The sequence below is a fragment of the Hyphomicrobium sp. genome, assembly GCF_035572195.1.
Classification (GTDB): Bacteria; Pseudomonadota; Alphaproteobacteria; order Rhizobiales; family Hyphomicrobiaceae; genus Hyphomicrobium_B.
This window is the reverse complement of the sequence record NZ_DATNBA010000124.1, coordinates 18,068-31,159: the sequence shown is the minus strand read 5'-3', so window position 1 is coordinate 31,159 and position 13,092 is coordinate 18,068. Positions and strand designations below refer to the sequence as shown.

The window sequence follows — 13,092 nt, the reverse complement described above, 5'->3', positions numbered from 1 at the left end:
GCCGATCTGATCGGGGCGCGCTTTTGAAGCCGGGTTGTAGAGAGCAATGACGAAGTCCGCCTCCGCTGCGAGACGCAAACGTTTCTCGATCGTTGCCCAAGGTTTCAAATTATCGGAAAGCGAGATGGCGCAGAAGTCGTGTCCCAGTGGCGCACCGATGCGCGCGGCGGCGGCGAGCATCGCCGTGATGCCGGGCTCGACGCGAATATCAATTCCCTCAGCCGATGCCGGGTTTTGCTCGACCGCCTCGAACACAGCCGCCGCCATCGCGAAGACACCCGGATCGCCGCCGGAAACGACGGCAACGTGGTGCCCCTCGGCCGCCAGCGCCAGAGCCCGTTCGGCGCGCGCCAGCTCTTCACGATTGTCGGACGCTTCGAAAACCTGCTCCGCACGCGGCGTCAGCCGGTTCACGTACTGCGTATAGCCGAGCACGATATTGGCGTTCGCGATGGCTTCGCTCGCCGCCGGAGTAACCCAGCCGCCGGGGCCTGGCCCAAGGCCGATGATGGTCAATTGCCCGCTCATCTGATCCGCCGCCCGCGCCCGCCGGGGAGCAGAATGATGGAGAAGTACGGCGCTGCGCCGTCCTCCAGTGCCGCGAGGGGCATAACGCGTTCGCCCTGCATCGTGCCGCGCTCGACGTAGATCGCGTCGGCAAAGCGGCCCGCATCGGCGAGAGCCTGTTTGATCTTGTCGAGATTTTTGCCGATCTTCATGATGACTGCTGCGTCAGCGGATTTGAGATGTGTGGCGAGCGCCGCGCGATCGAGCGTGCCGGGCAGCACCGCCAGCACATCGTCGCCGTAGGTGATCGGCGCCGCAGCGGCGGTCCAGCAACCCGACATTCCCGTGATGCCCGGAACGACCGTGACGGGATGCATTGACCGGATGCGGTCGTACATGTGCAGGAACGATCCGTAGAAGAAGGGGTCACCCTCGCAGAGCAACGCCACGTCGCGGCCTTCGGCGAGATGCTGCATGATGGTCTTGGCACTGGCCGTGTAGAAATCGCGGATCGCCCCGACGTACGGATCGTCACGAAAGTTGCTTTCCGTCGTCAACGGATAGTCGAATGGCGTCTCGACCGCTGCGGCGCAGATGTGCGCTTGTGCAATCGTTCGAGCGTGCCCCGCCCGGCCCTTCTTGCGGAAATGCGCGATTACTGGCGCCTCTCGCAGGATGCGCACGGCTTTGAGGGTCATCAGTTCGGGATCGCCCGGACCTAGACCGACGCCATAAAGTGTGCCGGAGTTTTCGGGCGTCATTCGGCCTCGCTTGCGAGCGCGTTGACTGCGGCGGCGGCCATCGCGCTGCCGCCGAGACGGCCCTTGACGATCGCAAACGGCACGCGGCCGTCGGCGGCGATGGCTTCCTTGGATTCCGCCGCGCCGACGAATCCAACGGGCATGGCGATCACGGCTGCCGGCGTGGGCGCGCCGTTATCGATCAATTCGATGAGCCTAAAAAGTGCCGTTGGCGCGTTGCCGACGACGACGAGCGCGCCCGCGAGATGCGGCAGCCAAAGCTGCATCGCCGCAGCCGTCCGCGTGTTGCCGATGTCTTTCGCAAGCTCCGGAACGCGAGGATCACGCAGCGTGCAAATGACTTCATTCTCTGCGGGAAGCCGGGCGCGGGTTATGCCGTGCGCTACCATCATCGAGTCGCAAAGAATAGCCGCGCCACGCCGGAGTGCCGCCGCCGCGTCGTTGGCGAACGTCGGTGACATGACGATATGGCGAGCCACATCGACCATGCCGCACGCATGAATGATCCGCACTGCGACGCGCTCTTCCTCTTTCGTGAATCGGGCGAGATCGGCTTCGGCGCGGATGATCGAGAACGAATGAGCGTAAATGGCCGCGCCGTCGCGGATATAATCTTGCGTGGTCATGGGGACGGCTGCCTAAGTAGGCTTTTGATCGCGCCGGCAATTTCGTGCAGCGCAATATCCGCCACGGTAACCGGACCGCTCGGATCGCCATTGCGAACGATATCGTAACGGCCGTTGTGGCCAACGAGCGTCAAGGCGGCGGTGCCTCGCCGCGCGCATCCCTTCTCGCAGCCGGAGATATGGAGAGATGGAAATGCATCGAGACTTTCCTGTAGGGCATCGACAAGGTGCTGCGCATCGCGTCGCGTTTCCGTGCTGGCATTCCGGCACGCCGGCGCGCCAGGACAGACATCCATCGCGAGGCGCGGATCGCGCGCTTCAATGATGAGGTGCAACTTTGCGGCCTCGGCCAATAATGCCATCACTGCTTCGGGGTCGCCGACCGGAAAGACAAGCACGCGCTCGGGGCTGGTATTGACCACCTCGATACCGAGGCGCGACGCGACCCGGCACAAGGCCTCGAACTCGCGGGCGATGATACGTCCGAACGGCAGACCAATACCTGCCGCGAATATGCGGCCCGAATGCTCGAGCGGTCCGGCAGGAGAAATTGCAACGGGATCAGCTTCGGCAGCGGCAACCGGCGCTCGCTGTAGACTTGCTGCGGAGAAAATCATCGCGCTGCCGTGCTGCGCGACGGCGTCCTTCATCCGCGCGACGCTCTGATCATCGCGCCGCAACCGTAAGAAGACTGCGGCCAAACGCATCGCCGCATCGACGATCTCGTCTGCTGAAACCAGCGCGGCGGCTGCCATATCGCCGTCGAGAAAAATTGCAAATTCGCTGCGTCGGGGAACCGCGATCATGATGTCGGCGGTCCGACCACCGACGCGCGGTTGAGACGAGCCAGAAAAGCTGAAACCGAATTTACCCGGAAGCGACCAGAAGCGCCGATCCTGAACGAGCACTTGCTCAAGCGCCACGGCGTACTTGCGAATATCGGCGCGCGCCGGATCAAGTCCGCTCAACGGATCGACGACGATGTTGCGAACCGCTTCCGCGCCCGCCTCGGCGTCAATCAGTCCGGCCGCTCCGAGTGCTGCCAGCGCGTCTGAATACGTTTCTTCCGAAACGCCGCGCAGTTGCAGATTGCCGCGATTTGTCAGATCGATCTCGCCCGAACCGAAGCGCGCAGCTGCATCGGCGATCGCTCCAAGCTCTGCGATCGAAAACGAACCAGCCTTCGGCCGAACGCGGAGCAGCAGGCCATCTCCCGACTGCATAGGCCGCAGCGCTCCGGGCACCAGCCTTTGCGCAAATGAGTGGTTGTGGTCATTCGGCGGCCTCGCGAGACGAAGGCCGCTTAACCGCTGAACCAAGTGACGCCGGCGCTAACATATCGTTTCGCCGCGGTTGCCAGAGGCCGCGCGCGACCGCCTCCTCGAACCGCTTGCGCATCGCGTCGATCGACTCAGGATTTTCCCGCGCGAGAAACGCCGCGACGACCGGATCCCCGAGATAAGCCTGATAAAGCCGCTCAAAACCGCCGCTGTCGACGGCCCGCGCCGTCGCCGCAAACGCGAACGCCGCGTCGACGCTCTGCGCCATCTCGGCGGCGCCCCTGAAGCCGTGTCGCATCTGCCCTTCGATCCAGCGCGAATTCGCGGCGCGCCCGTGAACGACCCGAGCACATTCCTCCTGCAGCGTGCGTACGCGCGGCGCTTCGGGTACGCCGGTATCGCCATGATAAAGCGCGACGCTGACATTTCCTGTTGCGGCGGCAGCGGCCGCAAACCCACCTTCATGCGCGGCGAAATCGCCACCCGTCAGCAAATCGATCTCGCAGTGATCTTGAATATGGACGAACGCGTCTGCCGCTTGGACGCGACGTTCAAACGCGTCGCCCGCTGCCGTCGAAGGCGCCTCGCCTCTGTAGGCCTGATCTGAACTCTTGAGATACGACCGGCCCAAATCTTTTTGTGCTGTCCAGTCGCCGCTGTCGATCAGCCCCATCACGCCAGCGCCGAAAGCGCTCTCGGCTGGGCCGAAAATGCGATCTATGCGGGCCTCGGGTTGTGCAATCTCGCGCAATGGATTGTCGCCCGCGTCTTCCTGCAAATGCGCGACGAGATTGACGGCACTGTCGAACAGCGTCATCTGCGCGCCGAACATGTCGCGAAACAGTCCCGATATCCGAAGCGTGACGTCGACGCGCGGGCGTCCGAGTTCTGCGATCGCTTCCGTCTCGATACCCGTGACGCGATAGGATTGCCGATCCCAGACGGGTCTGACGCCGAGCAGGGCGAAGGCCGTCGCAAACTCCTCGCCGCCCGTGCGCAGCGTCGCGCTTCCCCAAAGGTCGAGCACGATGGCGCGTGGCCATTGGCCGTGATCGGAGACGTAGCGATCAAGGATGGCTTTCGCCGCCCGCTTGCCGTTGGCCCACGCTGTTGGTGTCGGAACGCTGCGCGGATCGACACCGAAAAGGTTCCGCCCGGTTGGCAGAACGTCGGCTCGGCCGCGGCTCGGCGCCCCGGCGGGTCCGGGTTCGATGAAGCGTCCGTCGAGGGCGCGGACGATTGCGCTAAGTTCCGTTTCATCGAGCACATGCAGCCCGTCGCGGATGGCGAGTTCTTTCACGTCGCAAAGAAATGCATCGATGCGCATCAGCGCGTCGGTCGCAGCCATTCCGGCTTCTAGGCCGCAACGCTCGGCGATACCGGCGCGCACCGCGGCATCGACGATCTGCTCGGAAAGGACCTTGCGTCGCCGCGGGTCTAGCCCGTCAGCGGATGAGAACTCATCCACGAGCCTCTCGACGTCGCCCATTGGGCCGGAAAGCCCGGCTTCGATCATTGGCGGTGGGCGATGCCCGAGCGTCACCGCGGCAACGCGGCGTTTCGCCTGCGCAGCTTCGCCCGGATCGTTGACGATGAACGGATAGATCAACGGCAGGCTACCCAGCACGGCACGCGGCGCGCAGCTTTCGCTACCGGCAACGGCCTTCCCTGGCAGCCATTCGAGTGTGCCGTGAGCGCCGAGATGGATCAGCGCATCGATATTCGCGACGTGGCGCAGCCAGAGATAGAACGCGACGTAGCTATGACGCGGAGGTGTCGCCGGATCGTGATACTGCGCCTTGCGGTCGTGCGCCTGTCCGCGCTCCGGCTGTAGGCCGACGATGAGATTGCCGAAAGGCACCGCGCGAAATACGAACATGCCGTCGATGCAAAACCCATCGTCGTCGGGCTGACCCCAGGCGGCCGTTACGCTGTCCTTGAAGGCTGGCGGGAGTTCGGCGAATGCCCGGTCATAATCGGCAACCGGCCACTGAAATTGCGACGCGCTCGTAAGCCGAGTGACGAGATCGTTTGTTGTCTTCGGCACTCCGGAAACGGCGTAACCTTCGCGCTCAAGGCTGCCGGCGATCCGCAAAGCACTTTCGAGAGCATCGAGACCGACCGCGTGTGCGATCTGGTCCGGACGTCCGGGATACGTCGACAACGTCAGGCCGACGCGGCGCTCTGAGCGTGCCGTTGCTTTCAGATGCGCCCACGCTTCGGCGAGATCCGCAACGTGCGAAACTCCGCCCTCATAGGGCGCGTTCTTCAAAAGCGATAAGCCGAGATCGCTCCCGAGGTCATCCTGCTCCTTGAACGAAACGACGCCTGCGAAGAGCCGTCCGTCAAGCTCCGGCAGCACGACGTGCATGGCAAGGTCTGAGGCGCTGAGGCCGCGTTGCGACTGATCCCAGGCGGCGCGCGATGCGTTGGCGAGTGCGACTTGCAGAACCGGACAATCACAAACGTCGAGCGGCGAGCCGTTTGCGCCGTCGCGCGCCGCAAAGGCGGTTACATTGAGAACGACGCTTGGCGAAATGCGTGTCAGCTCGCCGCGAAGCCATTCGGCCGCCTCCGGCGCCTTGAGGCTCGGTACATAAACGGCGGTCGTGGCGAGGCCGCGCTTGTCGAGCGCGTCAATCAAGGCATCAATCGGTGCAACATCACCCGCCAGCAAATGCGGCCGATAAAATACGAGCGCCGCCGATCCGAGCCCCCCCCGCTGTTCCGCGCTTTCACGATAGATGCCGAAACCCGGAATGGTCCTCGCATCGGGTATCGGACCATGGCTTCCCGCTGCCCGTTCCAACAGCGCACCGAGGGCCAGCCGCGTATTCTCGACGCCGCCGGTGTCCAACAAAGTTTCGAGACGCGCGAGATCGTCGCCACTGACCGTCGACAGCGCGGCAAGGCGCATGTCGGGCCGTCCGTCTCCGGGTACGATGGCTAGCGCGATGCCAAGTTCGCGGCAGTGCCGGCTCAGCTGTTCGCCGCCGTATCGCCAATAATCGAGACCGCCGAGCAAGCGCACGAGGACGGCTTTCGAACCTTTGAGCGTCGCCTCGGCGAAAACATCGACTGACATCGGATGACGCAGCTTGCTGAGATTCGCGACGCTGAGGCTCGGCCGATTGTCCCGAGGCAATGACCGGAACGCGGCCACAGCCATCGCCAGATCGGAATCGGAGTAGGAGAGGACAATGATGTCCGCTGGCGGCAACCCGAGATCCTGCGGGCCTGCTGCGGCCTCATCAAGATCACGGGTCTCGCGGACAACGATATGCATTTTAGGCGCCCGTCAGCATTCGTGTGATGGCGTCACGGTCGAGGCCCTTCTGGCCTATCACGACGAGGCGGCCGATCCGCGATTCACCCGATTTCCAGGCACGTTCGTACCTTGTATCGACGCGTTCGCCGACGCCTTGCAGCAACAGCCGCATCGGCTTGCCATCGACGGCAGCAAAGCCTTTGACGCGGAGGACGTCGTGGGCGCTTGCAACATCCTTGGCCCGCGAGGCGAGATCGTTAGCGGAAGCGAGTTCCGGGATATCGACAATGAACGTCTCGAAGTCATCGTGATCATGTTCGGTCAGATTATCGTGATGTGACGGCCGTGCCGCGAGATCGTCTTCGGCGGCCGCCGAGAGCCCGAGAAGGACGCTCGCGGGTACCTGGCCTTCGCGCGTCGCGACGACCTTGATTGTACGCGGTACGCGTCGCCTGATCTCGTCCGAAAGCAGGGCCGTTTCTTCCTCCGTCATCAGGTCTGTCTTGTTGAGCACGACGAGATCGGCGCAAAGCAGCTGATCGGAATAAACCTCATCAAGGGGGTTTTCGTGATCGACGGAGGGATCGGCGGCGCGCTGCGCTGCGATTTTTGCCGGGTCGTCGGCAAACCGCCCCGCCTTGACGGCCGGCCCATCCACTACGGTAACGACGCCGTCGACGGTGACGCGATTGCGGATATCCGGCCACTCGAAGGCCTTGACGAGCGGTTTTGGGAGTGCGAGGCCCGATGTTTCGACGATGATGTGATCAGGCGGCGGATTTAGCGACAGCAGCGCTTCAAGCGTCGGCACGAAATCCTCGGCGACGGTGCAGCAGAGGCACCCGTTCGTCAGTTCGATGATATTTTCTTCAGGGCAGCTTTCGATGCCGCACGAGCGCAGGATCGTGCCGTCGACGCCAACGTCGCCGAACTCGTTGACGATAAGCGCCAGGCGGCGGCCCTCCGCGTTCTCGATCGTGTGACGGACCAGCGTCGTTTTTCCGGCGCCGAGAAATCCGGTGACGATCGTGATGGGCACTTTACGCGTTGTCATTCCCGCAGGCTCCAATTTGTGCGTTCGAGGACTTAACCGGTAAAAAAACGCGCGCCAACGCGCCACCGGATCGAGACCCGGATGAGGATCATGTTCGTACTGAGGGGAACGCGCCAGAGGGTGCGTTAACGATTGAGTTTTGCGTCATAAGCCTTTCCTCGCCCCGCCGGCGTGGTTGGAGTTATCGTTTGACGGCAGGTCTCCTGGCTCGCGGGTCTCAGCATCTGGCAACCTTCCCGGGGTAACCCAGTGGTCCTTTTGCCATTTGCTCGCCGCTTACAGTTGCGGGGGCAGCTGCGGCGTCTTCACCGCATTCCCTTTGAACCCTCTTGCGAGGGACCGTCATCGCAATCGATAAGTGAGCGCCTATGCTTCGTCAATCGCCAAGCTTGCCGCAAAGCCCGCCATGTCCGAATTCATCTTGCCGCCGCTGACGCTCATCCTGGGAGGTGCGCGGTCAGGTAAAAGCGCCTGCGCAGAACGGCTTTTGACGTCCGTACCGGCGCCTTGGGCTTATATCGCGACGGCGGAAGCCTTCGACGACGAAATGCGCGAGCGGATCAGCGTTCATAAGAAACGGCGGGGAGAAGGCTGGATCGCCTACGAGACGCCATTGGACCTCGCCGCGACGCTCGCCAATGACACCCGATCCCAGCCCTGCCTCGTCGATTGCCTGACGCTCTGGCTCTCGAACATGATGCTCGCCGGGCGAAACATCCCGAACGAAACCGAGGCCCTGATCGCGGCACTATCCAAGCGAGCCGCGCCCTGTATCATGGTCTCGAATGAAGTCGGTCTCGGCATTGTCCCGGACAATGCGTTGGCTCGTGCCTTTCGCGACGAGGCCGGACGATTAAATCAACGCATCGCCGCCGCCGCCGAGCGCGTTCTATTCGTCGCCGCCGGGTTGGCGATAACCTTGAAGGGTTGAAACATGAGCGATAGCCCTAACCCGGACACGCAAGACACCGAGCGCCACAAGGCCAAGATGGCGAAGCGCAAGGCTGTGCAGGACGCCGAGGTTGCCTCGAAAACAATCGAGAAAGGCGTGCTGCTCGTTCATACTGGCCCGGGCAAAGGCAAATCGACGGCGGCGTTCGGACTCGTGCTTCGCGCGCTCGGGCACGGCTGGCGCGTCGGCGTCGTGCAGTTCATCAAGGGCGCCTGGCATACGGGGGAACGCGATGCGCTGGCTCGCTTCGGCGACCAAGTCTCGTGGCACACGATGGGCGAAGGTTTTACGTGGGAAACGCAGGACAAGGCGCGCGACATCGCTGCCGCTGAGCGGGCCTTCGCAAAGGCTAAGGAGCTGATGGCCGATCCGTCAATTCGGCTTCTGATCTTGGATGAACTCAACATCGCGCTGCGCTACGATTATCTTCCGCTCGATGACGTGATCGAGACGTTGCGCACCCGCCGCGCCGATCTGCACGTCGTCGTGACAGGGCGTAACGCCAAGCCCGAGCTAATGGCTGTCGCTGATGGCGTCACCGAAATGGGCGCCGTCAAGCATCATTTCGCGGCAGGCATCAAGGCACAAGAAGGCATCGAATTTTAGAGGGATCATGTCGGCGCGCGCGTTGATGTTCATGGGCACGGGCTCCGACGTCGGTAAGTCACTCGTCGTCGCCGGCCTGTGCCGGTTGTTCGCCAACCGTGGCGTTCGCGTTGCTCCCTTCAAGCCGCAAAACATGTCGAACAACGCGGCTGTTACCGACGACGGCGGCGAAATCGGCCGCGCTCAAGCATTGCAGGCCCGCGCCGCGCGCGTTGCGCCTTCGGTTCATATGAACCCCGTGTTGCTGAAGCCTGAAAGCGAGACGGGCGCGCAGATTATCGTACAGGGTCGAAGGATTGGCTCGGCCGGGGCGCGCGCGTTTCAAACGAAAAAGCGCGAATTGATGCCCGCCGTGCTCGACAGTTTCGCGCGCCTGAAGGCGGACGCCGAACTCATACTCGTCGAGGGTGCCGGCAGTGCGTCGGAAATCAATTTACGCGCGAACGACATTGCCAATTTCGGATTCGCTTGCGCCGCGGATGTACCGGTGATCCTGATCGGCGATATCGATCGCGGCGGCGTCATCGCCAGCCTCGTCGGCACGAAGTATGTCATCGACGCTGGGGACGCGGCGATGATCCGCGGCTTCATCGTCAATAAAATGCGCGGCGACGCATCGCTCTTTGCCGATGGGATGACGGCAATCGCTCGCATGACGGGATGGGCACCGCTTGGGCTCGTGCCGTATTTTGAAGCTGCCCGACGTCTGCCGGCAGAAGACGCGCTTGGCCTTCGCGGTCTCATCGCGCCATCGCCTGAAAGAACGCAAGGCAAACTGCGCATTGCGGTGCCAGTGTTGCCGCGCATTTCAAATTTCGACGATCTTGATCCGCTGCGGAATGAACCGCATGTCGTGGTCGATCTAATCGAGCCGGGGCATGCGATTCCGCGCGACGCCGATCTCGTTCTGCTCCCCGGCTCGAAAGCGACGATCGACGATCTCGCGGCGTTGCGCGGCGAGGGATGGGACATGGACATCAGCGCCCACGTGCGTCGCGGCGGACGCGTGCTTGGTCTTTGCGGCGGATATCAGATGCTCGGCAAACGTATCTCCGATCCGAACGGCATCGAGGGGCGGCCGCGCACGGTCGAGGGCCTTGGGCTTCTCGACGTTGAGACCGAGTTCGGTACGGAAAAAACATTGGCGGCCGTCGAAGGCAAACTTTCGCGATCCGGAGCCGCGTTCAAGGGCTACGAAATGCACGTTGGCGAAACATCCGGACCGGATATTGCGCAACCTCTCGTCACGTTCGCCGATGGCCGTGCCGACGGCGCAACGTCTCCCGATGGCCGCGTCGGGGGCTGTTATGTTCACGGGCTCTTCGCGTCCGACGATGCGCGCGCCGCGTTTCTTGCGGAATTCGGAGCGAAGCCGTCGGGTGAGAGTTATGAGACAGGCGTCGATGCCGTGCTCGACCGGTTCGCCGATCACCTCGCGCGGCACGTCGATATCGAGCGATTGCTCACATTTGCAAAATGATGGCGGCGATCAGAAGTGCCGCCACCATGCCCCCCCAAGCCGTGCCGGCAAGCCGCAGCGCATCGCGGATATCTTGCGCCGTCGCGTCGGGCCGTCCCTCACCCATGTAAGCATCATTGACGAGGATGCCTTTGTAGCTCTTCGGTCCGTTGAGCTTCAGACCCAGCGCGCCGGCCATCGCACTTTCCGGCCAGCCGGCGTTGGGCGAACGGTGTCGTCGTGCGTCGCGGGCCATCGCCCGAAGTGCGTCGCGCGCCGAAGCTCCCGGCAGGACCAGAGCGGCAGCGGCGAACAGCAGCCCCGTCAACCGCGACGCCGGCAGATTAACAAGGTCGTCGAACCGAGCCGCCGCCCAACCGAACGCCTCGTGGCGCGGGGTGCGATGCCCAATCATGCTGTCGGCCGTGTTGATCGCTTTGTATGCGGCAAGGCCCGGCAGGCCGAGCACGAGGAACCAGAAGGCCGGTGCGACGACACCGTCGGATGCATTCTCGGCAAGACTTTCGATCGCCGCCCGCGCGACGCCATGCTCATCGAGCGTTTGGGGATCGCGTCCGACGATACGGCTAACCGCATACCGCGCCACGGGGAGACCTTCCGTGGTGAGGGCGTTTGCTACGTCCCGGACGTGGTAGTAAAGGCTCCGGCTCGCGAGCATCGTCGACGCGAGCAATGCCAGCACAATGTTGCCGGCCCAATGGGACGCCAGAGCGCTTTCGAGAACCCACGCAATGCCGGCAGCAATGGCAACGATCACGGCGAGCGTCAGCGCACCTGCCGCGCGGCGGATATCGGAACTTTGATGTCCGCGATTGAGCGCACCGTCGAGCGTCGAGATCAACGCGCCCAGCCAAGTGACCGGGTGCCCGATCCAATCATAGATGCGGTCGGAATATCCGAACGCGGCCTCGACGACGAGCGCCAGTACGAGGACCGACATTATGGGCTCAATTGGCATGAATTGTTTTGAGCCGCCTCTTCAGCGCCGCAGAACTGTCCGTTCGTCAGGTCAGTTCCGGTAAGACATCAAGCGCCGACAAGACCACGCCGGCCTGATCGGCTGCGTCCCTCGCCGTTGCATATCGCAGCGCCTCGCCGATCATCACAAGCACGGGCCCGTCGGGATGCGCCGCGCCAAGCGTGGCGGCGATCGCGCCAACTGTCGAAATAAAAACCTGCTCGTCGGGGCGCGTCGCATTGGCAACGGCGAGTGCGGGTGTCTTCGGATCAAGCCCGTGCGTAAGAGCGATTTCAGTCAATTCGGCGAGCGTCCGCTTCGGCATGTAGATCACGGTCGTCACCGCGCGGTCGGCGACGGCGCTCCAATCGATGTCGGCCGGCAAGTGCCCGCGCCGGTCATGCGCGGTAATGAACTGCAAGCGGCGCGCGTGATCGCGATTGGTCAGCGCAACCTTGAGGCTGGCGGCCGCTCCTTGGGCTGAGGTGACGCCCGGGATAACACTCAACGGCACACCGGCGTCCTTGCACGCGGCGATCTCTTCGCCCGCCCGGCCGAACACCAGCGGATCGCCCGATTTGAGACGTACGACGCGAAGTCCCTGGCGCGCCAGGGCGATCATCTGTGCGTTGATATCAGGCTGTTTGCAGGATTTCCGATAGCCACGCTTGCCGACATCGATCATTTGCGCGCCCGGCCGCACGTAATCGAGGATCGGCTTGGCGACCAGATCATCGAACAGAACGGCGTCGGCCGACTGAAGCGCACGAAGCGCCTTGAGCGTCAGCAGCTCCGGATCTCCCGGACCCGCGCCAACGAGCGTGACGCAGCCGTTTTGGATGGCGGTGCCATCTGACCCCGTGTCTTGCCCAGGCGTTGCCCCCTGCAATCCCACTTCCGAGTAGCGCGCTTCGAACGGCGTGCGCGGCTGCCAGCCGTGCCGTTCGAGCTCCGGGTCCAAGTGCTCTTCCTCGGGCCAGCCGATAAGCAGATATCCAACGAACTTCCAATTCGCCGGAACGTCCAACGTCGCCGTAACCGCCGCCGGATCGAGGATCGACACCCAGCCGAGACCGAGACCCGCCTCGCGCGCCGCAAGCCACAGCACCGTCACCATGCATGCGCACGAATGATCAAGCGTCTCCGGCATCGTCTGCCTGCCGAGGCTATGGCCCTGCATGGCGCCGCGATCCGAGAACACGGCGAGCTGAACCGGCGCCGCATCGAAGCCCGCAAGCTTCAACCGGTTGTAGAGATCAGCTTGATCACCGCTATAGACCTCGGCCGATCGTTGCCGCGCCGTTTCGAAATTCTGGACGATTGCGGCCCGCTTTTCGGGGCTATTGACGCTGACGATCCGCCACGGCTGACTGTTGCCGACGGAAGGTGCGAGATCGGCAAGGCGCAGAAGCCGATCGATCAATGCCTGTGGAACGGGATCGCGCTTGAAGCGGCGCACGTCGCGGCGCCAACGAACGAGCTGTTCAAGCGACGGACTCTTCTCAAGATCTTCAGGCGCGCGGAAAGTCATTGTCGAAGGGCGTCCGGTTCAAAACTTCGCAGAAAGTCTAAACCGATATATAGCATATTTTGCAACGCA

The 13,092-nt window shown here is 63.1% G+C and carries 11 protein-coding genes and 1 riboswitch; of the genes, 3 read left to right on the top strand and 8 right to left on the bottom strand.

Annotation, left to right across the window (positions count from 1 at the left end; genetic code table 11):
- From VN623_RS10405 to cobW, 6 genes are all read right to left on the bottom strand, one after another.
- Positions 1 to 528, bottom strand: a 528-nt coding sequence (locus tag VN623_RS10405) for a precorrin-3B C(17)-methyltransferase (protein WP_325570790.1), incomplete at its 3' end; no start/stop codon positions are given.
- Positions 525 to 1,268 carry a precorrin-2 C(20)-methyltransferase gene (locus VN623_RS10400; protein WP_325570788.1) on the bottom strand — a complete coding sequence of 248 codons (744 nt, stop codon included), beginning with the start codon at positions 1,266 to 1,268 and terminating at the stop codon, positions 525 to 527. The genes VN623_RS10400 and VN623_RS10405, both read right to left, overlap by 4 nt.
- Positions 1,265 to 1,894: a precorrin-8X methylmutase gene (locus VN623_RS10395; protein ID WP_325570786.1), complete on the bottom strand. Its 630-nt coding sequence runs from the start codon at positions 1,892 to 1,894 to the stop codon at positions 1,265 to 1,267. Before VN623_RS10395 ends, VN623_RS10400 begins: the two co-directional genes overlap by 4 nt.
- A complete protein-coding gene (cobG, locus tag VN623_RS10390; protein WP_325570784.1) occupies positions 1,891 to 3,117 on the bottom strand; it encodes a precorrin-3B synthase in 1,227 nt (408 codons plus the stop codon). The genes VN623_RS10395 and cobG overlap by 4 nt, the downstream gene beginning before the upstream one ends.
- Positions 3,118 to 3,166: 49 nt before the next feature.
- Positions 3,167 to 6,460: a cobaltochelatase subunit CobN gene (gene cobN / locus VN623_RS10385; protein WP_325570782.1), complete on the bottom strand. Its 3,294-nt coding sequence runs from the start codon at positions 6,458 to 6,460 to the stop codon at positions 3,167 to 3,169.
- 1 nt (position 6,461) lies between these two features.
- Positions 6,462 to 7,496: a cobalamin biosynthesis protein CobW gene (gene cobW / locus VN623_RS10380; protein ID WP_325570780.1), complete on the bottom strand. Its 1,035-nt coding sequence runs from the start codon at positions 7,494 to 7,496 to the stop codon at positions 6,462 to 6,464.
- 176 nt (positions 7,497 to 7,672) lie between these two features.
- Positions 7,673 to 7,855: riboswitch (cobalamin riboswitch) on the bottom strand.
- A 47-nt stretch (positions 7,856 to 7,902) separates the two neighbouring features.
- On the opposite strand from cobW, the gene cobU reads away from it, so the two are divergent.
- From cobU to VN623_RS10365, 3 genes are read left to right on the top strand one after another with little or no spacing between them, the layout of a single operon-like run.
- Positions 7,903 to 8,427 (top strand): bifunctional adenosylcobinamide kinase/adenosylcobinamide-phosphate guanylyltransferase, encoded by a 525-nt coding sequence (cobU, locus tag VN623_RS10375; RefSeq protein ID WP_325570778.1) that lies wholly within the window; start codon positions 7,903 to 7,905, stop codon positions 8,425 to 8,427.
- Between the two features lie 3 nt (positions 8,428 to 8,430).
- Positions 8,431 to 9,054 (top strand): cob(I)yrinic acid a,c-diamide adenosyltransferase, encoded by a 624-nt coding sequence (gene cobO / locus VN623_RS10370; RefSeq protein WP_325570776.1) that lies wholly within the window; start codon positions 8,431 to 8,433, stop codon positions 9,052 to 9,054.
- A gap of 7 nt (positions 9,055 to 9,061) precedes the next feature.
- Positions 9,062 to 10,534, top strand: coding sequence for a cobyric acid synthase (locus tag VN623_RS10365; protein ID WP_325570774.1), 1,473 nt, complete (start codon positions 9,062 to 9,064; stop codon positions 10,532 to 10,534).
- On the opposite strand, the gene cbiB is transcribed toward VN623_RS10365, so the two are convergent.
- Together cbiB and cobA are read right to left on the bottom strand one after the other, a co-directional pair.
- Positions 10,518 to 11,474: an adenosylcobinamide-phosphate synthase CbiB gene (gene cbiB / locus VN623_RS10360; RefSeq protein ID WP_325570772.1), complete on the bottom strand. Its 957-nt coding sequence runs from the start codon at positions 11,472 to 11,474 to the stop codon at positions 10,518 to 10,520. The two genes, VN623_RS10365 and cbiB, sit on opposite strands and share 17 nt — an antisense overlap.
- Positions 11,475 to 11,538: 64 nt before the next feature.
- Entirely contained in the window at positions 11,539 to 13,023 is a 1,485-nt protein-coding gene (cobA, locus tag VN623_RS10355; protein WP_325570770.1) for a uroporphyrinogen-III C-methyltransferase, read from the bottom strand.
- Positions 13,024 to 13,092 lie beyond the last annotated feature (69 nt).

What these genes read in the sequence shown, in the direction of transcription:
- cbiB (WP_325570772.1), bottom strand. Translation starts at nt 11,474, where the DNA reads ATGTCGGTCCTCGTACTGGCGCTCGTCGTCGAGGCCGCGTTCGGATAT.
- VN623_RS10400 (WP_325570788.1), bottom strand. Translation starts at nt 1,268, where the DNA reads ATGACGCCCGAAAACTCCGGCACACTTTATGGCGTCGGTCTAGGTCCG.
- cobO (WP_325570776.1), top strand. Translation starts at nt 8,431, where the DNA reads ATGAGCGATAGCCCTAACCCGGACACGCAAGACACCGAGCGCCACAAG.
- VN623_RS10395 (WP_325570786.1), bottom strand. Translation starts at nt 1,894, where the DNA reads ATGACCACGCAAGATTATATCCGCGACGGCGCGGCCATTTACGCTCAT.
- cobU (WP_325570778.1), top strand. Translation starts at nt 7,903, where the DNA reads ATGTCCGAATTCATCTTGCCGCCGCTGACGCTCATCCTGGGAGGTGCG.
- cobW (WP_325570780.1), bottom strand. Translation starts at nt 7,496, where the DNA reads ATGACAACGCGTAAAGTGCCCATCACGATCGTCACCGGATTTCTCGGC.
- VN623_RS10365 (WP_325570774.1), top strand. Translation starts at nt 9,062, where the DNA reads ATGTCGGCGCGCGCGTTGATGTTCATGGGCACGGGCTCCGACGTCGGT.
- cobG (WP_325570784.1), bottom strand. Translation starts at nt 3,117, where the DNA reads ATGCAGTCGGGAGATGGCCTGCTGCTCCGCGTTCGGCCGAAGGCTGGT.
- cobN (WP_325570782.1), bottom strand. Translation starts at nt 6,460, where the DNA reads ATGCATATCGTTGTCCGCGAGACCCGTGATCTTGATGAGGCCGCAGCA.
- cobA (WP_325570770.1), bottom strand. Translation starts at nt 13,023, where the DNA reads ATGACTTTCCGCGCGCCTGAAGATCTTGAGAAGAGTCCGTCGCTTGAA.